This is a genomic window from Amycolatopsis sp. WAC 01376 (assembly GCF_003947415.1).
Taxonomy (GTDB): Bacteria; Actinomycetota; Actinomycetes; order Mycobacteriales; family Pseudonocardiaceae; genus Amycolatopsis.
Genome location: NZ_QHKL01000001.1, coordinates 639,570 through 664,452 on the forward strand (window position 1 = coordinate 639,570; position 24,883 = coordinate 664,452).

The 24,883-nt window shown below is 68.6% G+C and carries 25 protein-coding genes; 8 read left to right on the forward strand and 17 right to left on the reverse strand.

What is annotated here, in order from left to right; all coding sequences use genetic code 11:
- Positions 1–149: 149 nt before the first annotated feature.
- Positions 150–1,697, reverse strand: a complete 1,548-nt coding sequence (locus DMH03_RS03055; protein ID WP_199748660.1) for a M28 family metallopeptidase — start codon at positions 1,695–1,697, stop codon at positions 150–152.
- 80 nt (positions 1,698–1,777) lie between these two features.
- Here DMH03_RS03055 and DMH03_RS03060 point away from each other — a divergent pair, with 80 nt between their 5' ends.
- Positions 1,778–2,755 carry an NAD(P)H-quinone oxidoreductase gene (locus DMH03_RS03060; protein WP_125790466.1) on the forward strand — a complete coding sequence of 326 codons (978 nt, stop codon included), beginning with the start codon at positions 1,778–1,780 and terminating at the stop codon, positions 2,753–2,755.
- Here the strand turns inward: DMH03_RS03060 and DMH03_RS03065 are convergent.
- Positions 2,752–3,951 carry a cysteine desulfurase-like protein gene (locus DMH03_RS03065; RefSeq protein ID WP_034309809.1) on the reverse strand — a complete coding sequence of 400 codons (1,200 nt, stop codon included), beginning with the start codon at positions 3,949–3,951 and terminating at the stop codon, positions 2,752–2,754. The two genes, DMH03_RS03060 and DMH03_RS03065, sit on opposite strands and share 4 nt — an antisense overlap.
- Positions 3,952–4,085: 134 nt before the next feature.
- Between DMH03_RS03065 and DMH03_RS03070 the strand changes: the two genes are divergently transcribed.
- The gene (locus DMH03_RS03070; protein WP_125790467.1) at positions 4,086–4,691 is read left to right on the forward strand and encodes a bacterial proteasome activator family protein; all 606 of its coding nucleotides are present in this window, start codon (positions 4,086–4,088) and stop codon (positions 4,689–4,691) included.
- Positions 4,692–4,760: 69 nt separating this feature from the next.
- On the opposite strand, the gene DMH03_RS03075 is transcribed toward DMH03_RS03070, so the two are convergent.
- The 4 genes from DMH03_RS03075 to DMH03_RS03090 are packed head-to-tail and all read right to left on the reverse strand — an operon-like array spanning position 4,761 to position 9,243.
- Complete coding sequence (locus tag DMH03_RS03075) at positions 4,761–5,915, reverse strand: epoxide hydrolase family protein (RefSeq protein ID WP_125790468.1); 1,155 nt, start codon at positions 5,913–5,915, stop codon at positions 4,761–4,763.
- A 39-nt stretch (positions 5,916–5,954) separates the two neighbouring features.
- Positions 5,955–7,532 (reverse strand): hypothetical protein, encoded by a 1,578-nt coding sequence (locus tag DMH03_RS03080; RefSeq protein WP_125790469.1) that lies wholly within the window; start codon positions 7,530–7,532, stop codon positions 5,955–5,957.
- Positions 7,529–8,500 carry a spore coat protein gene (locus DMH03_RS03085; RefSeq protein WP_125790470.1) on the reverse strand — a complete coding sequence of 324 codons (972 nt, stop codon included), beginning with the start codon at positions 8,498–8,500 and terminating at the stop codon, positions 7,529–7,531. Before DMH03_RS03085 ends, DMH03_RS03080 begins: the two co-directional genes overlap by 4 nt.
- Complete coding sequence (locus tag DMH03_RS03090; RefSeq protein ID WP_125790471.1) at positions 8,497–9,243, reverse strand: cytidylyltransferase domain-containing protein; 747 nt, start codon at positions 9,241–9,243, stop codon at positions 8,497–8,499. Before DMH03_RS03090 ends, DMH03_RS03085 begins: the two co-directional genes overlap by 4 nt.
- 49 nt (positions 9,244–9,292) lie before the next feature.
- Here DMH03_RS03090 and pseB point away from each other — a divergent pair, with 49 nt between their 5' ends.
- Together pseB and DMH03_RS03100 are read left to right on the forward strand one after the other, a co-directional pair.
- Positions 9,293–10,276 (forward strand): UDP-N-acetylglucosamine 4,6-dehydratase (inverting), encoded by a 984-nt coding sequence (gene pseB / locus DMH03_RS03095; protein WP_125790472.1) that lies wholly within the window; start codon positions 9,293–9,295, stop codon positions 10,274–10,276.
- Complete coding sequence (locus DMH03_RS03100; RefSeq protein WP_125790473.1) at positions 10,269–11,408, forward strand: DegT/DnrJ/EryC1/StrS aminotransferase family protein; 1,140 nt, start codon at positions 10,269–10,271, stop codon at positions 11,406–11,408. The genes pseB and DMH03_RS03100 overlap by 8 nt, the downstream gene beginning before the upstream one ends.
- 360 nt (positions 11,409–11,768) lie before the next feature.
- Here the strand turns inward: DMH03_RS03100 and pseI are convergent, their stop codons facing one another.
- From pseI to DMH03_RS03120, 4 genes are read right to left on the reverse strand one after another with little or no spacing between them, the layout of a single operon-like run.
- The gene (gene pseI / locus DMH03_RS03105) at positions 11,769–12,824 is read right to left on the reverse strand and encodes a pseudaminic acid synthase (protein WP_125790474.1); all 1,056 of its coding nucleotides are present in this window, start codon (positions 12,822–12,824) and stop codon (positions 11,769–11,771) included.
- Between the two features lie 30 nt (positions 12,825–12,854).
- Entirely contained in the window at positions 12,855–13,307 is a 453-nt protein-coding gene (locus DMH03_RS03110) for a GNAT family N-acetyltransferase (RefSeq protein WP_125790475.1), read from the reverse strand.
- 3 nt (positions 13,308–13,310) lie between these two features.
- Complete coding sequence (locus tag DMH03_RS03115; protein ID WP_125790476.1) at positions 13,311–13,751, reverse strand: hypothetical protein; 441 nt, start codon at positions 13,749–13,751, stop codon at positions 13,311–13,313.
- Between the two features lie 36 nt (positions 13,752–13,787).
- Positions 13,788–14,417: a hypothetical protein gene (locus DMH03_RS03120; protein ID WP_125791516.1), complete on the reverse strand. Its 630-nt coding sequence runs from the start codon at positions 14,415–14,417 to the stop codon at positions 13,788–13,790.
- A 144-nt stretch (positions 14,418–14,561) separates the two neighbouring features.
- Here DMH03_RS03120 and DMH03_RS03125 point away from each other — a divergent pair, with 144 nt between their 5' ends.
- From DMH03_RS03125 to DMH03_RS03135, 3 genes are read left to right on the forward strand one after another with little or no spacing between them, the layout of a single operon-like run.
- A complete protein-coding gene (locus tag DMH03_RS03125; RefSeq protein WP_199748661.1) occupies positions 14,562–15,506 on the forward strand; it encodes an ABC transporter permease in 945 nt (314 codons plus the stop codon).
- A 3-nt stretch (positions 15,507–15,509) separates the two neighbouring features.
- The gene (locus DMH03_RS03130; RefSeq protein ID WP_125790477.1) at positions 15,510–16,340 is read left to right on the forward strand and encodes an ABC transporter ATP-binding protein; all 831 of its coding nucleotides are present in this window, start codon (positions 15,510–15,512) and stop codon (positions 16,338–16,340) included.
- Positions 16,337–17,245 (forward strand): glycosyltransferase, encoded by a 909-nt coding sequence (locus tag DMH03_RS03135; protein WP_125790478.1) that lies wholly within the window; start codon positions 16,337–16,339, stop codon positions 17,243–17,245. The genes DMH03_RS03130 and DMH03_RS03135 overlap by 4 nt, the downstream gene beginning before the upstream one ends.
- A gap of 88 nt (positions 17,246–17,333) precedes the next feature.
- Here DMH03_RS03135 and DMH03_RS03140 read toward each other — a convergent pair whose 3' ends face one another.
- The 4 genes from DMH03_RS03140 to DMH03_RS03155 form a co-directional block, all read right to left on the reverse strand.
- Complete coding sequence (locus DMH03_RS03140; protein ID WP_125790479.1) at positions 17,334–18,794, reverse strand: hypothetical protein; 1,461 nt, start codon at positions 18,792–18,794, stop codon at positions 17,334–17,336.
- A gap of 9 nt (positions 18,795–18,803) precedes the next feature.
- The gene (locus DMH03_RS03145; RefSeq protein WP_125790480.1) at positions 18,804–19,355 is read right to left on the reverse strand and encodes a DUF3558 family protein; all 552 of its coding nucleotides are present in this window, start codon (positions 19,353–19,355) and stop codon (positions 18,804–18,806) included.
- 6 nt (positions 19,356–19,361) lie between these two features.
- Positions 19,362–19,838, reverse strand: a complete 477-nt coding sequence (locus DMH03_RS03150; RefSeq protein WP_233611257.1) for a hypothetical protein — start codon at positions 19,836–19,838, stop codon at positions 19,362–19,364.
- 139 nt (positions 19,839–19,977) lie between these two features.
- Positions 19,978–20,742, reverse strand: a complete 765-nt coding sequence (locus DMH03_RS03155; RefSeq protein ID WP_199748662.1) for an ESX secretion-associated protein EspG — start codon at positions 20,740–20,742, stop codon at positions 19,978–19,980.
- A 115-nt stretch (positions 20,743–20,857) separates the two neighbouring features.
- On the opposite strand from DMH03_RS03155, the gene DMH03_RS03160 reads away from it, so the two are divergent.
- The gene (locus DMH03_RS03160; RefSeq protein WP_016330689.1) at positions 20,858–21,100 is read left to right on the forward strand and encodes a hypothetical protein; all 243 of its coding nucleotides are present in this window, start codon (positions 20,858–20,860) and stop codon (positions 21,098–21,100) included.
- Here the strand turns inward: DMH03_RS03160 and DMH03_RS03165 are convergent.
- The 3 genes from DMH03_RS03165 to DMH03_RS03175 all read right to left on the reverse strand — a co-directional run bounded on the left by DMH03_RS03165 (position 21,097) and on the right by DMH03_RS03175 (position 24,787).
- Positions 21,097–22,119: an acyl-CoA dehydrogenase family protein gene (locus DMH03_RS03165; RefSeq protein WP_125790483.1), complete on the reverse strand. Its 1,023-nt coding sequence runs from the start codon at positions 22,117–22,119 to the stop codon at positions 21,097–21,099. The genes DMH03_RS03160 and DMH03_RS03165 overlap by 4 nt on opposite strands.
- A 253-nt stretch (positions 22,120–22,372) precedes the next feature.
- Positions 22,373–24,298: a glycosyltransferase gene (locus tag DMH03_RS03170; RefSeq protein ID WP_125790484.1), complete on the reverse strand. Its 1,926-nt coding sequence runs from the start codon at positions 24,296–24,298 to the stop codon at positions 22,373–22,375.
- A gap of 6 nt (positions 24,299–24,304) precedes the next feature.
- Positions 24,305–24,787, reverse strand: coding sequence for a GtrA family protein (locus tag DMH03_RS03175; protein WP_125780598.1), 483 nt, complete (start codon positions 24,785–24,787; stop codon positions 24,305–24,307).
- Positions 24,788–24,883: the final 96 nt, after the last annotated feature.

Below are 24,883 nucleotides of genomic sequence, written 5' to 3' on the forward strand. Positions count from 1 at the left end.
TGAGCGCCACCAATGCCACATTGGGCGCACCGGTCTCCAGCTGTCCGAGTCTCCTGAGTAGCGCACCTACCCCTCCCCAGACGCTAGGAAAGGACCGTTCCTTGCAAATTTTGCAAGGAACGGTCCTTTCATTGCGCTTGAAAGAGCTACTACGCGGCGACGTGGCCGTGGTGGTCGTCAGCGTGGACGGAAGCAGTCATGCTCCGCTGCTGGGACCGCTCCGCGGCGCGAAGGGCCTTCGCCTTCGTGGCCGAGGCACCCGAGACACCGTTGATGTTCGCGGTGCTGGTCGCGTACACGCCCAGCGCCCAGGCGACGGCGTCCGAGTTGCGCTCGAGCGCGACACGGTCGACGTTGCCGAGGTTGTCGCAAGCCTGGTGGTAGCACTTGTCGTAAGGAACGTTGGCGCTACCGCCCCACTTCGCGGCCTGTGCGGCGGTCTTCACGCCTTCGGCGCCGGTGAACAGGCCACCGGCCGGGATGCCGACCGCGATGAACTGGCCGTAGTCGGAACGACCGGTGAAGTCCGTGCCTTCGACCGGGACACCCTTGCCCAGCTGCAGGTAGTCCACGAGCGTCTGCTCGAGCTGCGCGGAACCATACGGGCCCGCACCCGCGCCGACACCGTCGGAGTTGTCACCGTCGTAGGCGAAGTACGCCGCGTTCGGCGAGCCGATCATGTCGTAGTTGTAGTACAGCGCGATGTTGAGCTGCTCTTCGAAGCTCAGCGAGTTGACGTAGTGGGTCGAGCCGACGAGACCGAACTCCTCGGCGCTCCACCAGCCGAAGCGGACGGCGTTGTTGGCCTTGGGCTGGCTGCCCAGCTGCAGCGCGGTCTCCAGCAGCGCGGCGGAACCGGTGCCGTTGTCGTTGATGCCGGGGCCTTCGGTGACGCTGTCGAGGTGGGCGCCGAGCATCACGACGTTGTCCTTGCGACCGGTCTTGGTCTCGGCGAGGACGTTGTAGCTGGTCCGCTCCTCCTGGAAGGCGCGCAGGTCGAGGGTGACCGAGGAGCCTGCCTTGGTGGCGAGCGCCTGGCCGTCGGCCTGGGTGATGCCGCCGGTCGGGATCTTGCCCGCGGCCGGGTCGCCGAGGGTGCCGTTGACCGGGCCCGGGACGTTGTTGTAGACGATCGCGCCGACAGCGCCGGCCGCGGCGGCGGTCGCCTGCTTCTGCGCGAAGGAGCAGCCACCGCGCTGGATCAGGGCGATCTTGCCGGCGACTCCGCCGGCGTAGTCGGTGGCCTCACAGCCGCTCGTGTCGTCGACCGGGACCACGGCGAGCGGGGCGGTGATTCCGCCCGCGGGCGTCGACGGGCTGTAGGACATGATGATGATCGGGACGTCGGCGCCCGCGACCGTCAGCTGCTCCGCGAGGGTCTCCGCGTAGGTGAACGGGAACTCCTGCCGCGTGACCGAGTACCCGGCCTGCTCCAGCTTGGTGGCGATGTATTCCGCGGACTTCTTGTGCCCTTCGGTGCTGGCGGCGCGGCGGCCGCCGTTCGCGTCCGAGATCCGCTGCATGGCGATCAGATGCCGGTTGACGTTGTTCACGTCGACCTTCTTGACGAGCTGTTTGGCCAGGGCGGGGCCCTCGAGCCCGGTCGCGGCGGTCGCAGCGGGAACCACTCCGACCGTGAGCGCGGCGGTGGCCATCACCACGATCGAGGGAACAATGCTTCTTCGCGAATATGACATGAGCGTCACCTTTATGTGGTTTGCGCCACAGGTCAACCGACGTTCGGCGGACTTTACAACACCGGGATAGGGTCGCTTGTATGTACGCGATCACCATCCGTGAGCCTGGCGATCCCGATGTTCTCGAATGGACAGAGGTCCCGGATCCGACCGCGGATTCGGGCGAAGTCGTCATCGAGGTCGCCGCGAGCGCCGTCAACCGCGCTGACCTGCTGCAACGCCAGGGCAACTACCCGCCCCCGCCGGGGGCGAGCGAAATTCTCGGGCTCGAATGTTCGGGCACGATCGCCGAAATCGGCGAAGGCGTCGAGGGATGGCGAATCGGCGACGAAGTTTGTGCTTTGCTCGCCGGTGGCGGCTATGGGGAAAAGGTCGCCGTCCCGGCGGGACAACTGCTTCCGCTTCCCGCCGAAGTCGAATTGCTCGCGGCCGCCGGACTGCCCGAAGTCGCGTGCACGGTCTGGGCGAATGTGGTGATGCACGCCAAGCTGTCCGAAGGCGAGGTCCTGCTCGTCCACGGCGGGGCGGGCGGCATCGGCACGCACGCGATCCAGGTCGCCAAGGCGCTCGGCGCGACGGTCGCGGTGACGGCTGGTTCGGAAGACCGGCTGGAGAGCTGCCGCCAGCTCGGCGCCGACATCGCGATCAACTACAAGGAACAGGATTTCGTCGAAGTCCTGCGCGCCGAGACCGGCGGCGCCAACGTCATCCTCGACAACATGGGCGCCAAGTACCTCGACCGCAACGTCGACGCGCTCACGACGGACGGGCGCCTCGTGATCATCGGCATGCAGGGCGGGGTCAAGGGCGAGCTCAACATCGGCAAGCTGCTCGGCAAACGCGTGAGTGTCTACGCCGCGGGACTGCGGTCGCGGCCGCTGGAGCAGAAGGCGGCGATCGTCGCCGACGTCCGCGAACGGCTGTGGCCGCTGGTGGAGCAGGGTTCGGTGCAGCCGATCGTCGGCCAGGTCGTCCCGATGGCCGAGGCCGCGTCCGCGCACCGCGCTTTGGAGGAAGGCACGGTTTTCGGCAAGGTTCTGCTCGCCGCGAAGTCTTAGCGGATCTCTTCCAGCACCCGGACGAGCTGGTTGACCTCGAAGACGTTCGAGTAGTGCGCGAGGCCGATGCGGACGGCGCCGCCGACTTCGGCGGCGCCGAGCGAACCGAAGACGCCGCTCGTGCCGTCGTCGGCGAAGGCGCAGAGCCCCTGGGACGCCAGGTATTCGGCGACCTCGGGCGCCTTCTTGCCCGCGACGGCGAACGCGAGCGCGGGGATCCGGCGCATGGCGTCGCCGATGACCATGACATGCCGCAGCGACCGCAGTTCGGTGGACAGCTGCGCCAGAAGTCCCGCGTGGTACGACTTCGCCGAGCCCAGCGACGTCACCAGCTTTTCGCGCCGCGAGCCCATCGCCGCGTCGTCCAATCCGGCCAGATAGTCGATCGACGCGATCAAGCCGGCCAGCAACGGATACGCGTGCGGCCCGAGCTCCATCCTCGCCGGACCGCGGGCGGCCGGGTCGAGCGAGACCGACGGCAGGCGTTCGAGCAGTTCGGGGTCGCGGAAGACCAGCGCCCCCACCGAGGGCCCGCCCCAGGCCTGCGCCGAAACGACCATCACGTCGGCGCCGAGCGCGTTGAGGTCCAGCGGTACGAACGGCGCCGCGTACGTCGCGTCGACGACGACCAGTGCGCCGACGCGTTTGGCGAACTCGATCACCGTCGGGACGTCGGGGCGCGTGCCGACCGAACCGGACGCCAGCGTGACCGCGACGGCCTTGGTGCGCGCGGACACGAGGTTCTCGTACTGCCACGCGGGCAGCTCGCAGGTCTCGATGTCGATCTCGCCCCAGCGCACGACCGCGCCGACCCGTTTCGCCGCGCGGCGCCACGGCGCGAGGTTGGCCTCTTCGTCGAGCCGGGACACGACGACCTCGTCGCCGATCGTCCAGCGATCGGCCATCGCGTCGACGAGACGGCGGATGAGGTCGGGCGCGTTGGGCCCGAGCACGACTCCGGCCGGGTCGGCGCCGACCAGGTCGGCGACCGCCCGGCGAGCGGCCGTGACAATGCTTTCCGCGCGCTGGGAGGCCGGAAACGCTCCGCCCGGTCCGGACACCGGAGCGCGCATGGCCGTGGATACGGCCGAAGCGACCTGTTCAGGTACGAGCATTCCGGCGGCGCCGTCGAAGTGAATCCAGCCGTCACCCAGCGCGGGAAACAACCCACGGATACGAGCGACGTCGAACGCCATGGGGACACCGTACGGACGTGCCGTTTGGCGCTTTACCCGGGGTTGGCTGCCCGAACACGGGGTGCGACGATTCCCGCTACGCTCGGAGACGGCGCCGAAAACCACACTGCGCTTTGCGCCCGACGTAGGCCAGGATGGAGCACATGACCGACCCAGTTTCCCGCGAATCGAACACCCCCGGTGACGGCGGCGGAGACTCCTCACCCCACGTGGTGGTCGTCGGACCCGACGGCACTCCGGTCGGCACCGCGCGCCTCGGCGCCCCCGGCTCCGGCGAGGAGGCGGGCCAGGAGGAGTCGCTCGGCGACCTCGTCGAAGAACCCGCCAAGGTGATGCGCATCGGCACGATGATCAAACAGCTGCTCGAGGAGGTCCGCGCCGCACCGCTGGACGACGCGAGCCGCACACGCGTGCGCGAGATCCACCAGACCTCGATCCGCGAGCTGGAACAGGCGCTGGCGCCGGAGCTGCAGGACGAGCTGGAGCGGCTGGTGCGCCCGTTCACCGAGGACTCGACGCCGTCCGATGCCGAGCTGCGGATCGCGCAAGCCCAGCTGGTCGGCTGGCTGGAAGGGCTGTTCAGCGGCATCCAGACCGCGTTGTTCGCGCAGCAGATGGCCGCGCGGGTGCAGCTGGAGCAGATGCGGCGTGGGCTCCCTGCGGGTCCCTCCGCGGGCAGCGCCCTTGGCGGTCACGGAGCCGCAGGCGGCGACGCTCACGGGCCCGGCCAGTACCTCTGACGCGCTATGAACGGTCCGTTACTTGCAAAATTTGCAAGTAACGGACCGTTCATAGCATCCGGCAGGCGGTCAGCGCAGCGGCCGGAAGAACGTCCGCAGGTCTCCGATGAGCAGGTCCGGCACCTCCAGCCCGGGGAAGTGACCCCCGCGGTCCGGAGTGGACCAGTGCACGATGTTGTCGGTGCGCTCGGCGAGGTGCCGGATCGGGAGGCCGGTGTCCTTCGGGAACACTGCCACCCCGGTGGGCACTGTGGACTTCGGCGGTTCCTCGCCCCAAGCCGGTCCCAGCGCGGCGTAGATCCGCGAAGACGAGTTCGCGGTCCCGGTGAGCCAGTAGAGCATCACGCTGGTGAGCAGGTCGTCGCGGTCGATGGCGTCTTCCGGGAAATCACGGGAGTCCGAATAGGACTTGAACTTCTCCACCAGCCACCCGAGCTGTCCGGCGGGTGAGTCGGTGAGCCCGTAGGCAAGCGTTTGCGGTTTGGTCGCCTGGATCATCGCGTACCCCAGCTCGCCGGTCTGGAAGTCCCGCCCGCGCGCCAGCGCCGCCTCGCCCCGCGCTAGTTCGTCGCCGGTGAGGCCCACGAGATCATCCTCGGATTCGGGCACCGCGTGCGGCAGCATCGTCAGATGTGCGCCGATCACCCGCTCCGGGCACCGGACGCCCACGTCGCGAGACACGATCGCGCCCCAGTCGCCGCCGTGCAGCCCGAAGCGCTCGTACCCGAGTCGCGACATCAGCACCTGCCAGGCATCGGCGATCCGGCCGGTGCCCCAGTTCGCGTCGGTCGTCGGCCCCGAGAAGCCGAATCCCGGCAGCGACGGCACGACGACGTGGAACGCGTCCCCGGGATCGCCGCCGTACGCGCGCGGGTCCGAGAGGGGGCCGGCGACGTCGAGGAATTCCACAATGGACCCCGGCCAGCCGTGCGTGAGCATCAGCGGGATCGCGTCCGGCTCCGGTGACCGCGCGTGCAGGAAGTGGACGTTCGCGCCGTCGATGTTCGTCAGGAAACCGGGGAAACCGTTGAGGCGTTCCTCGTGGGCACGCCAGTCGTAGCGCAGGCGCCAGTACTCGGCGAGCTCCCGCAGGTACCCGAGCGGCGTCCCGAGCCCCCAGCCGACGCCGTCGAGCTCGTCCGGCCAGCGCGTGTTCGCCAGGCGGGCGGCGAGGTCGTCGAGGTCACGCTGGGGGACATCGATCCTGAACGGCGAGAGGGTCATGCGGACGACGGTAGGAGCGATCGAGGACAGCCACGGTCCTCAGCCGCCCGGCAGTTGGGCACGCAGGCGATCGAGCCAGCGATCGATGGTGTCCTCGTACCGGCCGGGGTCGTTCCGGCGCTGCGCCTCGTCGACGGACGCGGCCACCGCCGCCCGGATCGACGCCGCGTGTTCGGGCAGCGCCAGGACCTCCTGGTAGTAGCCGTCGCGCATCTGGACGTCCGCCACCAGCTGGTAGTCCCTTGCCACTTCCGGGACGACGAGACCGTACGCCCAGCCGGGCGTCTGTCCCGGGCCGCGGGCGGTGACCACGATGACCGTGGGGCGCACGGCCTTGACGACGTCGTTCGGCGAGGCACCGTGGGCGATGGCCTCGTCGTTCAGTCCGATGTAGTCGATCGACTTCCAGCCGCTGTAGTACGGGATCGCCCCCGCGTCGGAAACCGCGAGACTGCGTGCCGCCTCGGGCACCTCGGCGTTCGCGAGGCCCTTCCCGATGGCGACGTGGGCGCGTTGCAGATCCGGGCCGTAGTTGGCGATCACCGGCAGATCCGCCGATTCCGCGCCGGTCACGGCGACCCAGCCGACCGCGACCGCGCCGGTCACGGCGGCGATCCACCGGCGGCCGAGCTGTGCCATGGCCAGCCCCGCGCCGAGACACAGCACCGGGAACGCGTGGAAGGCGAACCGGTGCAGGTAGTCCATGGTCGGTCCGGACACCGCGTACGTCATCCCGGTCAGGAGGACGACCGAGCACAGCACCAGGCCCGCGCCCCGGCTCGCCTTCCGGAACAGCAGGAAAGCGGTCAGCACGAGTAGCGGGGCGACCAGCCAGGCGGTCGTCTCCAGCCACACCGAACCGGAGTCGAGGTTGCCGAACTTGACGTAGAAGGTGTTCGGGAACGGGTGCCCGAAGTAGCTCCACCGCCAGCCGAAGTACGCGCCGCCGACGACGGCCACCCCGGCCACCAGCGCCCAGGTCCGGCCGCTCTTACGCCCGAGCCACACCCAGATGAGGAAGGCCGGGACGGTCGCGAGGACACCCTCCGGCCGGATCATCCCGGCGAGCAGCAGCAAGAGCGGCGGTTCCCACACCCGCACCGGGCGGCCTTGGACCAGGTTCACGCCGACGATCGCGGCCCGCAGCACGACAGCGGCGAACGCGATGGTCTCCAGGCCCGCGGTGACATGGAAGTAGGACGGCACGAAGAGCACCAGCGCGCCGCCCGCCACGAGCGCGCCGAGCAGGCCCGCGCCGCGGTGCCCCGCCCGGACCAGCATCACGAGGATGCCGATTCCCAGTACGAGCGACGTCACCTTCGCGACGGTCTCCAGCGGCACTCCGATGAGCGCGAAGGGCACGTGCCAGAGCATCCAGAGGAAGTTGGTGAAGCCTTCGATCGGGTCTTCGCCGACGTTCCACACCGGACCGTGGCCGTCGGCCATGTTCGCCGAGTACCGGAAGGTGATGAAGGCGTCGTCGATGGTGAGGAACCACGCCGCCCAGCAGCCGACGAGGAAAAGCGCTCCGAATCCGAGCAGGACGACGAGGAGGCCTCGGCGTCGTTTCGGTTCCGGGACGGCGTCGGCCTCGGTTCGCTCCGCCGTGGTCGTCATCCCGTCACCCTCGTCTTCTCCAGCCGGTCCAGCACCCGGTCCACCCCTCGCCCGTCCACAAGAGCCATCGAAGTCCCGGAGAGACCGTTACGCGCCGACGGGTCCGACATCAGTCCTCTGAGTGTCTCGGTGGCCTGGCCGTCGAGCGCGTCCGCGCCGCCCAGCCCGGCCGCCAGCCCGAGCCCGAGCGCCGCCCGGTAGCCCGCGTCCTGGTTCGGGACCAGGCGGACGACCGCGGTGGGCACGCCGAGACAGCACAGTTCGAGGAGGGTCACCCCGGCCGCGCTGATCGCCAGATCCGTTTCCACCAGCAGGCCGAGCAGCCCGGGCCCGGGCGGCGCGACCCGGAACTCCTGACCGGGCAGCGGTTCGGGCACGGCCGGTTCACCGCGCACGAGCACGTCTGCTTCGAAAGGCAGCCGAGTGTCGCGAAGGGCGCGTAAGAGCGCGCTGACCGTTTCGGCCCATTCCGCGCCGCCGCCGAGCACCACGGTGACTCGCGGCCGTTCGCCACCGGATCGTCGCTCGGAACGCTTTTCCCTCGCCTGCACGACGGCTTCACGCAGCGGCGCGTAGGCCACGCCCCTGAGCAACTCCCCCGATCCGTCGCCCGGCCTCGGCCCAGGCTCGAAGGCACAGTCGACGACGAGATCCGCCGCGCGCCTGCCGAAGACGTCATCCTCGATGGACACCAGCAGCGCGCCTGCGGCGTTGACCTCTTCGCGCACTTCGCCGAGACCGTAGTGATCGACGACCACCGCGTCGAAACCCTCGAAGGGCACGGACGGCACCACCGGAACCGACAGCTCACCGAACCGCGCGGCCAGCCATTCGGCGTTGTCCACCCGGCCCGAGAAAACGACCTCCCAGCCCCTCGCGACGGCGCGTTCGGCATAGGCGACCATGCGCGAGACGTGGCCGGCGCCGATCGACGGCGAGGCGTCGGCCCGGAGCAGCAGCCGGGTCATCGGGCGACCTTCTTCTGCTCGACGTGCGCGTTGAGCTCCACCAGCTCCGGCCGTGCGCGGAGGATGGAGACCACCTCGCGCCAGTCGCCGGCACGGTCGCCCAGTTCGGCCACGATCCCTTCGATGACAGCCCAGTCCTCGGGGGTGTCCAAGGTCACGCGCAGGTCGTCGGCGGGCGGGCTCACGACGATCCCGGCGCAGGAATACCGCTCCGGCTTCGCGTAGATGCCCGAAGTCACATGCTCGCGATCGGCACCGCGAGCGGTTTCGACCTGTTCGACGAGCACCCCGGTGCGCACGAGTTCGGCGTCGAAACCACGCGGCAGGGTGCGCACCAGCACGGTGCTCAGATAGTCCAGCGACGGCTGCGCGCGCCACTGCGCCACGAGCTGCCCGATCAGCCCCGGGTCCAGCAGTGGGCAGTCTGCGGTGAGCCGCACCACGGCGTCGGCCGGGTACGACTCGACAGCGACCGCGAAGCGCGCGAGGACGTCGTCAAGCGGCCCCCTGGCGACCAGAGCGCCGTGCCGGGCGGCCTCCTCGGCCACCGCGTCGTCGTCGGCCTCCGTCGACGTCGCGACCACGACGTTGTCGATCCCCGGCGAAGCCGCCGCCGCGCGGATGACCCAGCCGAGCACGCTCCGGCCCGCCAGCGGACGGAGGACTTTGCCAGGTAGCCGGGTGGACGACGCGCGTGCCTGGATGACGGCGTTGACCACGTGGGCCCCGGGGTCTGCATCCATGGGTGACATGATGTCGTGCGGCAGTAGCACCGAAACGCGGAGGTCAACGATGTCCGAGCTGGATGGCTCCAGCATCCTGCTCACCGGCGGGACCGGTTCGTTCGGCAAGGCGTTCATCACCTACGCCCTGGCCGAGCTGAACCCGCGACGGCTGGTCGTGCTCTCCCGCGATGAGCTCAAGCAGTACGAAGCCCGGCAGCAGTTCGACAACGACCCGAGGCTGCGCTGGTTCATCGGCGACATCCGGGACCGCCGCCGCCTCGAGCGCGCGATGCACGGCGTCGACTACGTGGTGCACGCCGCGGCGCTCAAGCAGGTCGACACGGGTGAGTACAACCCGTTCGAATTCGTGCAGACCAACGTCGTCGGCTCGCAGCACGTCATCGAGGCCGCGATCGACACGGGCGTCAAGAAGGTCGTCGCGCTGTCGACGGACAAGGCGTCCAGCCCGATCAACCTCTACGGCGCCACGAAGCTGTGCGCCGACCGGATGTTCATCAGCGCGAACCACTACGCCGCGACACATCCGACCAGGTTCTCCGTGGTCCGCTACGGCAACGTGATGGGCTCGCGCGGCAGCGTGATCCCGTTCTTCCGCGCGCTCGCGGCCAAGGGCGAATCGCTGCCGATCACGCACAAGGAGATGACCCGCTTCTGGATCACGCTCCCGCAGGCCGTGCAGTTCGTGATCGATTCCTTCGACCAGATGAACGGCGGCGAGCTGTACGTGCCGCGCATCCCGAGCATGCGGCTGGTCGATCTCGCGCAGGCGATCGCGCCCGGTTCGCCGATGCACGAGGTCGGCATCCGGCCCGGCGAGAAGCTGCACGAAGAGATGATCGCCCCCGACGACGCCCGACGGACCGTGCGGCTGAGCGACCGGTACGTCGTGCAGCCGCATATCGCGGGCTGGGGCTACGAGCCGCCGACGGGCGGTGAGGCCGTGCCGGACAACTTCGCCTACCGCTCGGACACCAACGACCTGTGGCTCGACGCGGACGAGCTGCGCGACCTGGTCGAGCAGTATGGGTGACTTCCTTCCCTACGGCCGTCAATCCGTTTCGGACGAGGACATCGCCGCCGTCACCGAGGTGCTGCGCGGCGACTGGCTGACCACCGGCCCCGCCGTCACCCGCTTCGAAGAGGACCTCGCCGAGCACACCGGCGGGATGCCCGCGGTGGCCGTCACCTCGGGCACGGCCGCGCTGCACGTCGCGTACGCGGCGGCCGGGATCGGCCCCGGTGACGAGGTCGTCACGTCGCCGATGACGTTCGTCGCCACCGCCGTGACCGCGGTGCTGCTGGGTGGCAAGGTCGTGTTCGCCGACGTCGAGGCGGACACCGGCAACCTCGACCCGGCGGCGGCTTCGGCGGCCGTCACCTCGCGGACCAAGGTCGTCGCGGCCGTGGACTACGCCGGCCACCCGGCGGAACTGGACGAACTCGGCCGCATCGCCCGCGACAACGGCGCGCTGCTGCTGGAGGACGCCGCGCATTCCGTCGGCGGAAGCTGGCAGGGAAGGCCGGTCGGTTCACTCGCCGACCTCACCACGTTCTCCTTCTTCCCCACCAAGAACCTCACCACGGCCGAGGGCGGCGCGGTCATCGCCGCCTCGGACGAGCTGCTGGCGCGGGCCCGCGGTTTCCGCAATCACGGGCTGGTGCGGGACAAGGCGGCGCAGCGCTATCCGGACGAAGGCGCGTGGCATCAGGAGGTGCACGAGTTCGGCCTCAACTACCGGCTGCCGGATGTGTTGTGCGCCTTGGGAAGCAGCCAGCTGCGCAGGCTCGCCGAATTCAAGAAGCGCCGCGCGGAGATCCACGCGCGCTACACCGCCGCACTGTCCTCTTTGGACGGAGTGCTGACGCCCGCGGTGCGCGAAGGCGCGGACCCGGTGTGGCACCTGTACCCGCTGCGAGTCCTCGAAGGACGCCGCCGCGCGATGTTCGATCACTTGCGCGACAAGGGAATCGGCGTGCAGGTCAACTACATCCCGGTGTACTGGCACCCGGTGTTCGAGGATCTCGGATACCGGCGCGGGATGTGCCCGAACGCGGAGCTGTACTACAGCCAGGAGCTTTCGCTGCCGCTGTTCCCGGCGCTGACCGACGCCGACGTGGACCGCGTCATCGACGAGGTCCACGCCTTCTTTCGTGAGCGGTAATGACGGCTAGGGCCAACCGTGTCTTGCAGGTGCATGGATGGCGCTTTCACGTGACTACTCGGACGACACGCGTGATTGGAGGGACGACACGCGTGATCAGGCGGACGACTCGCGGCGGAACCTTGGCCGCGGTCGTGTCGTCCGTCCAATCACGCGTGTCGTCCGCCGGATCACGCGTGTCGTCCGATCAGTCACGCGTGAGCGCCAGCGCCGGACCTCGTGAGCGCGGGTGGGCGGCTCCTTCAGCGCTTCCGATGGCCCGGCGCCGAACTCGTATGTCGTGAAGGGCACCTGTGAGACCTTCATCGTCTCAAAGGGACCCTTCACACGGCATCGTTGTGTCTGGTGGGGTCGCCGCCCCTAGATCAGGCCCCAGGTGAGTGCGGTGCCCTTCGGGACGTCGGAGGCGAAGGTGCGGCCGAGTACGTTCACGATCTCGGCGGGCGCCAGCCCACCGGCGGGCCGGATCGAGCGCACGTTCTCCCGCGTCACGGTGTCCCCGGCGCGCACGTCCTCGACGACGTAAAGGGAACGCCGCAACCGCAGACCTTCCTTCTCGCTCTCGCGCGGCCCGATCACCGCCGCGCCCAGCGCTTCCCAGGCGCGGTGGGATTCGGTGACCAGCGCGGCCAGTTCGGCGGGCTCCAGGGAGAACTCCGAGTCGACGCCGCCGTCGCTCCTGGCCAGCGTCACGTGCTTTTCGATGGCGACGGCGCCGAGCGCGACGGCCGCCAGCGGGGCGCCGATGCCGGGCGTGTGGTCCGACAGGCCGACGAGTGTCCCGGTCACGCCTGCCAGGACCGGCAGGCCACGCAGGTTGCTCTCGCTGGGCGACGCCGGGTAGCTGGCGGTGCAGCCGAGCACGATCAGCTGGTCGTTGCCCGCCGCACGCGCGGTCCGGACCGCCGCGTCGATCTCGGCGACGCTGGCCATGCCGGTCGAGATGATCAGCGGTTTGCCGGTTTTCGCGCACAGTTCGATCAGCGGCAGGTCGACGATCTCCGACGACGCGATCTTGTACGCGGGCGCGTCCAGCGACTCCAGCAGGTCGACGGCGGTGGGGTCGAAGGGGCTGGAGAAGATTTCGAGGCCATGGGCGCGGGCGCGCTCGAACAGCGGCTCGTGCCACTCCCACGGCGTGTGGGCGCGCTCGTAGAGCTTGTAGAGGTTCTCGCCGCCCCACAGCGAATGCGAGTCGCTGACGCGGAAAGCGGGGGCGTCGACGTCGATGGTGATCGTGTCCGGCCGGTAGGTCTGGAGTTTGACCGCCTGCGCGCCGGTTTCGGCGATCGCGTCGACGATTTCGAGCGCCCGCTCCAGCTCACCGTTGTGGTTACCGGACATTTCGGCGATGACGAACGGCGGATGCCCGGCCCCGATGCGGTGCGCGCCGATCCGGACTTCCTGTGCTGACATGGACGAAACGCCTCCCTGACGACGGTCTGGTCAGGACACAGTCTTACGCAGCTTCCGGAAACCGTCGACGGCAGGCGCGCTCTCGGCGTACCCCGCGCGGTCGAAGAGCGCGGCCGACGCCGCGTTGTCCCGGTGCACCGCGGCCACGACGACCCGCACGGGGTGACTCGCGGTCACGGCTCGTTCGCCTTCCGCCAGCACCGCGCCCGACAGACCGCGGCCGCGGCTTTCCGGCGCGAGGGTGATGCTGACCTCCCAGACACCCTCGTCCTCGCGGTCGAACCGGACGGTGCCGACCGGGATGCCGTCGAATTCGACGACGTACAGCTCCCTGTCCGGTGCCGCCAGCACCCCGCGCAGCCAGGCGGAATGCTCTTCGAGCGTGATCACGCCGGTCGAACGGGACGCCTGCCGGGTCCGAGGGTCGTTCCGCCAGGCGAGCAGCAGCCCCGCGTCGGCTTCCGTGGCCTTTCGGGCCGGCACGGGTTACTGAGCCTGCTCGATGGTGTCGCGCTGACGGTCTTCGATCCGGCGCAGCCGGTCCTCGTACCGGGCGATCCCGGCGAGCCGGACCCGGATCTGGGCGTGCTGGCGCTGGATCTCCTGGATCAGGCTGCGCGCCTCGGCCAGTTCGGGCTTGTCGGCGTGCGCCGGCAGCGACAGCGACTCGCGCAGATCCTCCAGCTGGGCCTCCTGGGCCGCGACGCTCGGGATGAGGCGGTCGAGCTCGGCGCGGGTCCAGCGCAGGTCGCCGCGCGCGTGCTCGACGCCGCGCACGGCGCCGTCGAGCCGGCGCCGGTGGTCCGCGGTGGCGTGTTCGAGCTCGTTGACGCGCCCGTTGAGGTCGCGGAGCCGCTCGTCGATCCGGAAGTCGATGAGCCGGGCGATCCGGCCGATCACGCCGCTGCGGAGTTTCTGCACTGCCATGGGGTGGTTCCTTCTCGGAGTGGGCTGGCTGGGAGTTCAGCGCAGGAGTTCGGTGTCGCCGGTCTTCGTCCAGGAGTCCAGCAGCCTGCCCTCGGCGGCGATCTGGTGTTCGGGGCCGACGATGCAGGAGTCGCCCGCGGCGTGCTCCCAGTGTGTCTGGTCGGGGTCGTCGATGAACGAGAACCCGGACAGGACCAGATTGGCGTGCGGGAACGACGTCCGCGCGATCCAGGCGGCCAGGGTCCCGGTGGTCGACCACAGGCCCTGTTCCCGGCTAGGCAGGCCGAGCGCGTCCGAAAGCGGCAGGACGACCTCGCGGTTCGGCACCGGCACGTAACCGAGGTCCGCGGGCCACCAGCCCGGGATGTCTTCGGGCTCCCAGTGCATCCGGCCCGGCTCGACCAGCAGGTAGAGCCGCTTGCGGTAGTCACGGAAGACGTGCTTGGTGGCGCGGACGGCGCGGTTGAACACGACGACGTGCACCCGGCTGCCGACGGCCTCGGGGCCACCCGGCTCGTCCACGACGAAGCCGTTGACGCGGATCACGAGGTCACAGGCGTCGATGGCCTTCGCCCGCCGGGGGTCCGGCGGCAGCGGCTGATTCCCGACCACGGCCACCGAACGAGGCTCCGGCCGGTCGGCGTACGCGGCGAGCAGATTGACCATCAGGCTCGCCTCGCCGAGTGCAGCAGTCATGAGGGCAGAAAGTACCAGCACACGCACCGCGTTCGGGCCGGAAGCCGACGGTAGCTTTCCGTGGTCGGGCGGGGCGGCCCAGGCTGCACCGGCTCCATCGGTACCCTCGTTCCCGTGCATGCCACCAGCACGGTTCACGCCGCCGACGGTGCTGCGCCGACCTCGGTTCCGCCGATTTCGGACAGCAAGACCTTTTCGCGCGCGTTCGCCGACATCAAGACCGGTTTCGCCGCCAAAGAGCTGTGGGGACACCTCGGCTGGCAGGACATCAAGCAGCGCTATCGCCGCTCGGTGATCGGCCCGTTCTGGATCACCATCAGCCAGGGCATCATCGCGCTGGGCCTCGGACTCCTGTACTCACAGTTGTTCAACCTGCCGACGGCGACGTTCCTGCCCTACATCAGCACCGGTTTCATCATCTGGGGCTTCATCAGCGGCTGCCTTTCCGAGGGCATGGAGACCTTCATCTCCAACGAGGGGCTGATCAAACAGCTGCCGGCACCGCTTTCGGTGTACGTGCTGCGCACGGTCTGGCGCCAGACGCTGATGCTGGCGCACAACCTGATCGTCTACGTGATCGTGGTCGCGATCTTCTTCACCAGCCTGGACCAGCCGTACGCGATGAGCGGCGAATGCGTCGGGCAGGTCCTGTGCCACCCCGGGCTCGGCTGGTACTCGTTCAGCGCGATCCCCGGCATCCTGATGCTCGCGCTGAACGCCGGCTGGGTGACCCTGCTGCTGGGCATCATCTCGACCCGCTACCGCGACATCCCGCAGGTGATCAACTCGCTGATCCAGCTGCTCTTCTACATGACGCCGATCGTCTGGCCGATCGACCAGCTGATGGCGGGCGGCGCCCGTGACGGCATTTCGGCGGCCCTGCCGTTCGTCTACGCCAATCCGCTCTTCCACTTCATCCAGATCGTGCGTGCCCCGATGATCGGGCAGGCCGTCAGCATCAACAGCTGGTACGTGGTGCTCGGCATCACCGTCGTCGGCTGGGGCCTCGCGCTGGTCGCGATGCGCAATTACCGTTCCCGCGTCTCTTATTGGGTGTGACAGATGGTCAGCATTGATGTGCACAACGCCTACGTCGACTTCCCCATTTTCGACGCGAAGACCCGCTCCATGAAGAAAAGGGTGCTGGGCAAGGTCGGCGGCAAGATCGGCACCGCGACCAAGGTGCCGATCATCGAAGCCCTCCACGACGTGACGCTCTCGCTGAAACAAGGCGACCGCGTCGGCCTGGTCGGCCACAACGGCGCCGGGAAGTCGACCCTGCTGCGGCTGCTGTCCGGGATCTACGAGCCCACCCGCGGCTCGGCGAGGATCTCGGGCAAGATCGCGCCGGTCTTCGACCTCGGCATCGGCATGGACCCGGAGATCTCCGGGCTGGAGAACATCATCGTCCGCGGCCTGTTCCTCGGGATGACCGCGAAGCAGATGGAAGCTCGCATCGACGACATCGCGGAGTTCACCGAACTCGGCGACTACCTCCAAATGCCGCTGCGGACCTACTCGACCGGTATGCGGGTGCGCCTGGCGCTGGGTGTGGTCACCTCGATCGACCCGGAGATCCTGATCCTCGACGAGGGCATCGGCGCGGTCGACGCGGCGTTCCTCAACAAGGCGAAGGACCGGCTCAAGGATCTCGTGAAGCGGTCGGGCATCCTGGTGTTCGCCAGCCACTCGGACGAGTTCCTCTTCGAGCTCTGCGACTCCGCCATCTGGATGGACGAGGGGCACGTCAAGCAGCGCGGCTCGCTGCGCGAGGTGCTCACCGGCTACAAGGGGCGCGACCCGTTCGAGAACATGAGCAAGGAGACACTGGAGCGGTTCGGCGTCGAGGCCGACCCGGAGCCCGTGTCGCTGACGAACGGTGGCCAAGGATGACCAGCGAGACCCGGCAGTTGCCCGAAGGCGCCGTCGTCGGCGTCGTCGTCACGCGCCATCGGCGGGAACTGCTCGCGGACTCGCTCAAGGTGATCGCCGCGCAGACGCGGCCGATCGACCACCTCGTCGTGGTCGACAACGGGCCGGACAAGTCGGCGCGGGACATCGTCGAGAACTACCCGCTGCCCTTCACGTACCTGCCTTCGCACCGCAATCTCGGTGGCGCGGGCGGGTTCGCGCTCGGCATGCTGCACGCGCTTTCCCTCGGCGCGGACTGGATCTGGCTCGCCGACGACGACGGCCGCCCCGCCGACGAGAACGTCCTCGCGATCCTGCTGGACGAGGCCGAAAAGCGGGATCTGGCCGAGATCTCCCCCGTGGTGACCAACATCGACGCGCCGGACAAGCTCGCTTTCCCGTTGCGGCGAGGGCTGACCTGGAAGCGTTCGTCGGCGGAACTGGGCACCGACTTCCTGCCCGGTATCGCCTCGCTGATGAACGGCGCGTTGTTCCGCGCGTCCACTTTGGACGTCGTCGGCGTGCCCGATCTGCGGCTGTTCTTCCGCGGCGACGAGGTCGAACTGCACCGGCGCCTGGTGCGCTCGGGGCTGCCGTTCGGCACCTCGCTCAAGACCGCGTACCTGCACCCGGACGGCTCGGACGAGTTCAAGCCGATGCTGGGCGGCCGGTTCCACGCGCAGGACCCGGAGAACGAGGTCAAGCGCTACTACACCTATCGCAACCGCGGGTACCTGCTGTCGCAGCCGGGAATGCGCAAGATCGGCGCGCTCGAAGTGCTGCGGTTCGGGCTGTACTTCATCGGGGTCAAACGGGACCCGCAGGCGTTCCTGCAGTGGCTCAAACTGGTGCGCCAGGGCCGCCAGGAGAAGTTCTACCGCTACTGAGCCGGTCCCCTACTTGAGATGAAAGGCCCCTTCATTGCAAATTTTGCAATGAAGGGGCCTTTCATCTCACTTCCGGTGAGGCGCCGCTCTATTCGCCGATGACCGGCGGTGCGGTGCGCATGTCGGTCCCGAAGACCTCGTCCGGGTCGCCCTCGACGAGGTACGTCGGACGCTGGTGCTCGGTGTCCTCGTCCCCGTCGGCCTGCTGACCGCGGCCACCCATGCCGCCGCCCATCCCCGGCCCGCCACGACCGGCGGCGCCACCGCCGAGGCCGCCCATACCGCGGCCTGCCGCCGCTTCGGCGGCGCCGACACCACCAGGCCGGGCCGCGCCGGACGCGGAACCCGAACCGGGCGTGGACCCCGCGCCGCTACCGGGACCGAACCCGCTTCCGCCGCCACCGCGGCCGGTTCGGCTGTTGTGGTCCGAGTCGCCCATGCCACCGCCCATCATGGGCGGCGCCATCGGCATGGGGCTGATCGGCATCGCGGTGTTGTTGTTGGGGCCGGGCGAGGTGATCGGCGGCGGCCCGCCCTGGAGGCCGGACGGCGTCGTGCTCGACGGGATGCTGCCCGAACCCGTGCTACTGCCGGGTCCCGGGATGGACGAGCCTCCGCCCCCGCCGCCTCCACCACCGCCGCCGTTACCCCCGCCACCACTGCCGGGCGGGATGTAGGTGTTGCCGGGGTTGTTCGAGCCGGGATTGTTGGAACCGGGCGGCACCTGATAGGGCAGCGGCCTCGGCGGGGGCTCTTCGATCCCGCCGCCGCCACCCGCACCGAACTTCGGCGGCTCGGCGAACACCGGCTGCTTCGACGCGGCCTCGTACAAGGACTTGTCGTAGTTGTTCATGGCGGAGGCCGCCTGAGTGTGGGCCTCCTGGCTGTCCTTCTGCTTCTGGATGGACTTGTCGATGTTGTCGCCCAGGTTGAACGGGTTCGACGTCATCCACCCTCCGACCTCTTCCTTCCAGTTGAAGGGGATCGGTTTGGGCATCGTGTTCTTCACGGTGGAAGCCGCGGTGCCCTGGTCGTAGATCGTCTCCGAGGCGAGCTTCGCGTTCTGGGAGTTCGTCTCCGACCACTTGCTGAGGCTCTTGAAATAGCCCTGCGCGTTGCCCGCCGCGTCGCCGTCCCAAGTGCCCTTCGACGCGGTGACGGCCTCGTCCATCGTCCTCGAGAACGTGTCGAAGGCCTTGTGGATCTCGTGGTACGCGGTCGAAACTTCGGAGACCTGCTCGACGTTCAGGTTGCTGTTGACGAACTGTTCGAGCTTCTGGTGGTCGTAGCCGAGGTAGTCGCCGTTCGGCGGCTCGAGCCCCTCGACGTACTTGACGTCCTTGTTCTTGGTCAGTTCGTCGACGGTCTTGTTGCCGACGTCTTCGGAATTCTGCTGGGCTTTGCCCTGGGCGATCAACCGCTGGAAGATCGCGAACGGACCGTCGCCGACCTCCCCGCTCGCCTTGTCCTGGTAGTACTGGTCCCGAGCTTGGGGCGAGAGACCTGCGACGTACTCGTCCTCGGTCACATGATTTCTGTTCGTGGTCATCCTGTCCCCCTAGCCCTTCGGAAGCTTCGGTTCGACGATGTCGGCGATCTTCTCCGCCATCCCGCACGACTTCTCCGGATCCGAGGCGACGACCACGACGTCGGCCCGGGCCGAGGCGCCGATTTCGAGGGCCATCAGGCAGCCAGAGGGAGGTTTCGGGACGAGCACCGCTTTGCGGCCATTGACATTGCCGGTGGTCTTGCCGTTCCCGCCGTCGACGACACTGTCGACACCCTGCTTGTCACGGATGTCGACGCCGAGCGTGACGGCGTCCGCCGCCGTCTCGGCCTCCTTGGTGAAGTCGCAGCCACGGGCACCGCCGGCATCCTTGGGAACCGGCGCCTTGAAAGTGCCGTACGACGCGAGATCGGCCACGCCGAGGAGCGAACACGGATCGATCGACGCGGGGTCGGCACCCCCGGTGGTCGCCGTCGGAGCGGTGGACTCGCCGCCTTGCGCGGGCGACGACGGCGCCGCGGAGGGGATGCCCGGCTTTTCGGTGGAACAGGCCACGAGCACGAACGCGGCCGCGGTCAGCGGTACGAGGAGCAGTTTCTTCATTCCGCCTCAGCTCTTGAGCCGATCGAGCGCCTCGACCGTGTCTTGTTCCTTCTTCTTGTACTGCCCTGAGGCACGCAACAGCGCTTCTTCGGTGTCCGCCACGACCTGCTTGAACTTGCCGAGCACCGCACTCGCCGAATTGGCCGACTGGGCGGCGCCCTTGTGGTCGTGGGCCGCGACGGCCCTGCCGTACGGGTGGTCGCCGAGTTGGGGCTCTTCGGAGAGCCGGATCGTCTGCCGCTCCAGTCTGGTGAGCTCGGTCCCCATGTCGCGCACCGCCTGGAGGAGCGGCTTGACACCTTCCTCGGTGATCTTGAAGCCGCCGCTCTTGGCGGCCGAGACCAGCTTCTGGGTCTCCGCGCTGACCTGGGCGATGGCGGCCTGGTTCAGGCCACCCATCGCGACGTAGTTGGCCGCCGCGCCCATGGCGGAGCCGATCGAGAAGTCCGGTGCCGCCTGTCCGCCGTCCGCTTCGAAAGCCATCGCCCGCCCCACTGCATCGTCTGCTCGCCCGTATCGCCCGGCAGTCTACTAGCCGAGCACCCAGCGCAACGGTGATTCACCGATCACCGAAGATCTCCGGAACTGTGACGAAACGGGCGTCCGCCCGGTTCCCCACGGTTCAGAACTGGCCTTCGAGCTGGGCGTACAGCTGCTGCGCGATCCTCGCGTTGTCGGCGGGAGCGTAAGTCAGCCAGCTTTGCCCGTCGGCCGCCTGGCGCGAGGTCATCATGAACCGGCCGGCTTCGGTGTCGAACCACGCCAGCGGCGGGAACAGCCTGCCGCCGCGGATGAACACGCTGAACTGGCCCACTCGCTTCATCGGCTTCTCGAAGATCCGCTCCACCTGCCGCTGCTGCGGATTCGACCCGTGGGACCGGGGACCGCTGACCTGGGCGAAGGGGTCGTACGCGTCGTCGTTTCGAGCACGCTTTGGCGCGCTGGCGGGCTTCGCGATGGTGACCGACTGGCCGGGGCCCGCCGGGGTGAGCGGCAGCAGGTCGACGATCGACGCGACGATCGCGGTCGGCCTGGTCTCCTCGAATACGAGCAGGTTCTCGTCCTGGCGCACGACGACCGCGAACTGCCCGTTCGTCGTCGCCCGCGCGAACAGCTGCTTGTCGTTGTCCATCTGCGCGACCGTCCAGACGGCCAGCTGCGGGTTGACGAACGTGGCGAGCGCGAGTTCGACGTCGGCGTCGAGCCTGCCGCCGCGCATCAGACCGCGGCCTTCGAGATCGCGGAAGACGGCTTCGCGCACCATCGCGCGCTGATCGGTCGTCGTTCCCATATGCGGGACTTCGAACGGGGCGGGCGCCGTCCCCAGCCTGCCGTATTCGAGCAGGATGTCCACCGCCGCCAGCGACAACGAGAACGAATGCGGCATCGCCATTTCCCCCCGCGGGTGTCTTGTCCGTCGGGGATGAACGTAGTCCACTCACCCGATACGCCCGCAGCGAACCCGCTTGCCCGGTTGTGATCAAGGCTGGTGCGATGGATTCATGGCAGACCAGAAACCCGCGCTCGTCCTCCATCTCGCCACCGGCGGAGAGCCGCTGCTCTTCGCGCTCACGACGGAAGAAACCGAACGGCTGACCAAGGATCTCTCGCATTTCGTCCGCACCGGTTCGGTGCAGACGATCCAGACGAGAGACGACTCCGAGGTGGCGATCAACTTCTCCCACGTCGCCGCCGCCTACATCGACGACCTGAACCGCAAGACCCGTGTGTTCGGTCTCCACTAGTTCCGGGAGAAAAGCTCCAGCAGACCGGTTTTGATCTCCGGACGGCTGGCGGCGACCAGCAGGAAGGTGGCTTCCCGGACGAGCCGCTGGGGGTGTCGTCCGGCGAGTACCGACGTGCTGCCGTTGGCCGCGACCAGCGCGCCCGCGGCCCGGAACGCGAGCTCCGCGCCCGCCGCCCTGGCCGCGGGCAGCGACGGCGGATCGGCGAGCGCCGCGTCGAGCCGCCCGCGGACGGCGTCGATCTCGGCCCGGATCCCGGCGGCGACGTCGGCCTTGCCGAGGTCCTCGATGAGCCTCGCGGGGCGGGCGGCCAAGCCGAGGGGCGCGCAGCCGTTGAGCCGGGACGCGAAGGTGTTGCCCGCGACGAAGTCCGCGTGCGGGGTCTTCCCGTAGACACGTTCGTCGGCGAGGAAGTAGCGGGTGAAGCCGAGGTGCACGGTGGCTGTGCCCTGCGCCGCGACGAGGTCGAGCGGCCGGACCTCCAGCCGCTCCCCCGCGACCGGGTCGATTATCGCGCTGAGGACGGTGTCGCCGTCCCGGGCGCAGAGCTGGAGCAGGTCGATGACGCCCCAACCGCTGACGAACGGGGCCTCGCCGTCGAGCAGGTAGCCGCCCTCGACGCGTTCCGCGCGCAGCCTGGGCGGGGTCGGGATCACCGCGGCGAACGCGGCTCCCGCCTTGAGTTCTCCGCTGATCAGCGCCGGGAGGTAGCGCTCGCGCAGTTCGGCGCTGTCGGGGCTGTCGGCTTGGCTCAGTGCCGCGACGAGGCCGTGGTGCTGGATCCAGGTGAACATCGTGCTGAGGCAGCCGCCCGCCATGACTTCGAGGACCTGGACGATCGTCGGGAGGTCGGCGCCCGGACCGCCTGCTTCCTTCGGCGCCGCGAGGCCGTAGAAGCCTTCAGCGGCGAGGGCGTCGAAGTGGCTTGAAGGGACTTCGCCCTTGGTATCGACTTCGGTGGCTGCCGGGAAGAGGAGATCATCGGCGAGAGCGTGGGCGCGGGCGACCAGATCCGTCATGCCGGTAAGGCTACCCTTACTTGAGCCTTCGTGGGTCTAGCGCCGCTAGGAAAGCTAGCGATACTAAAGGTCCCTTGCTCCCTTTTTCGGGGCCTCGAGTGCTCCCAATGTGGCATTGGGGACGCTCAATGACCCCAATGCCACCTTGGGGGCACTGGAGCGGAACCAGGGCCCGGGATGCAAGGAAAGGCTCTTTCATTGCAAAATTTGCAATGAAAGAGCCTTTCCTAGCACGCCTGTGTGCGAAGCGGGCCTACAGCTCGTAGAGCCGCTTCCAGTTCTCCCGCGAGGTCAGCTCGGGCATGGAGCGCTTGTACTGCTCCTGCACCGCCCCGCCTTCCTTGCGGAGCCGCTGGATCACCTTCGCGCCCCGGCGCGCCAGGTCGAACATCTTCGCGCGGTCGTACGAGCGGACTCGCACGCCTTCCTGCGAAGCGTCGGTGACGACGGCGGTGTCGAAGGTCGCGACGTGCCACCAGTGGGCTTCGTCGATCGGGATCGCGCCGAGCGAGTGGCGGCTGCGGCCGAGCACCCGGTCGAGGATCCGCTTGATCAGCACCAGGCGCTGCATGCTGGGCCGCGGCGCGCTGTTGATGATGCCGATGTCGTTCGACGCGATGCCCGGGACGTCGGTGGCCTTGTGCCGTTTGGTCTCGGGGTACTCGTCGCGGATCCGGCGGATCTCCTTCATCGCGGCGACGCCGCCGTCACGCAGGACCTCCGGCCCCTCGAGGAAGTCCTCGACGGCCTTGATCAGCGTGGCGGACAGGCCGTACTGCATGCCGAGCAGGTACCGGACCAGCTGCGCGATGAGCACGCGCGAGAGCAGGTTCAGGTTGAACGGCGAGTGCAGCGCGGCGGTGATGATCGAGTTCCGCAGGTTGAAGTAGCGGTGCCACTCGTCCCAGTCCTTCCAGTGGAAGTCGGCGTGCCAGACGCCGGCGCCGGGAAGGGTGACGGTGGGGAAGCCGTGCGCGCGGGCGCGGTAGCTGTACTCCGCGTCGTCCCACTGGAAGAAGAACGGCAGCGGGTAGCCCGTGGCCTTGACGACCTCGTACGGGATCAGGCACGACCACCAGCCGTTGTACCCGGCGTCGAGGCGGCGTTCCTGACGGTTCGGCTTGAGGGTCTCCTCGTCGACGCCGAGCAGGTCGGCGGTCGAGAGCGAGTGCTGCACCGGCTGGCCGGGCTCCAGCGTGTTCAGCCGGGCGTATTCGGCGCCGACGTGCAGCTGGTTCGGGTGCAGCAGGTTCAGCATCTGCCCGCCGACGATGACCGGGTTGACCGTGCGGTTGGAGAACGCGGTCATCCGGATCACCAGATCCGGCTCCAGCAGCACGTCGTCGTCCATGAACAGGACGTTCGCGTGCTCGGTCTCGGTGTGCCCGGCGACCTCGTAGAGGCCGCGGGTGAACCCGCCGGCGCCGCCGAGGTTCGGCTGCTTGATGTAGTGCAGTTTGTCGCCGAGGTCCTTGGTGACCTGCTCGAAGCCGTCACGCGACTCGACGAGGTCGGTGCCCTGGTCGGCGACGTAGATCGCGTCGAGCGTCTCCAGCGAGGAGACGTCGGCGGCGAGCGCCTGCAGGTTCGACAGGCAGTCGTCGGCGCGGTTCATCGTGCAGATGGTCACCGCGGTCGGGCGGATCTTCTCCGGCGCTTCGACCGTCCAGCGGACGTTCTCGACGCGCAGCGACTGGCCGCCCTCGGTCTCGAGGTCGAGCCAGAGCGCGCCGCCGTCGTAGAACTTGTCGAGCTTCGCGGTGAGCGTCACCTTCAGCTGCTTCGCGCCCGTGACGATCTGAGCGGCGACCACGCGCGCGTCGCCCTCGATGTCGGAGGCACCGACGGACAGCTGGCCGTCACCGGTGACGACGGCCTCGACCTGGACCTCGGTCACGTCGGTCCAGCGCTGCCAGTAGCTCGCGGGGAAGCGCCCGAAATAGGTGTTGCCGGACACCTTCGACGCGGGCTCGATGGCGATGCCCGCGCGGTCGCGCACGGCGGTGCCCCATTCGAGCTCGGCGTAGAGGTCCTTGCTGACGATGGGGGCCGGGCCGGCGTAGAGCCCGCGCTGCGCGGTGAGACGGCCCTGCGGGGTGCGTTCCGCGAAGCGGGTGTCGTCGATAGTGCTCACCATGGCGCTCGGGGCCTCTCCGGTGACGGCGGCTTTACCGGGCATGAATCCTCAGTTCTCCTCTGTGCTTGACACGACTGGGCGGGGCTCACGGAAGACGACCCACTTGAGCATGACGAAATTGATCACGGTCGCGGTTGCCTGCGATACGACCCAACCGAGAGTGGCCTTCCAGGCCGACTCGGGCAGGACGTGCAGCATCGTGCGGTTGACGCCGACGGCGACGAGGAACGTCACGGCGTACAGGAGTACGAAGCTACCGATCTGACGTGCGCCCTCCTGGCGTCCACCGGCGAAGGTGAACTTGCGGTTCAGGAAGAAGGCGGTCGTGGTGCCCACGATGAAGCTGAGCGCGCGGGCGATGTCGACCCATGGCGTCGCGTCCATGCCGAGGGCACGGAGCCCCTGGTAAACACCGAAATCGACCAGGGCGCAGAAGCCGCCGATGAGGCCGAAGCGGATGAGCTGCCCGAGCAGCCCAGGGGAGGACGGCGCTGCTGCCGTCACGCCGGCTTTCGGGTCGGTCGCCACCACTGCTCTACCTCATAAACTGCTGGGGCTGATGCGCAAAGTGTAGAAGCGAGCACTTCAGGGTCACGTTCCGGGCATTGTTCGGCGTGGTTACCCTGG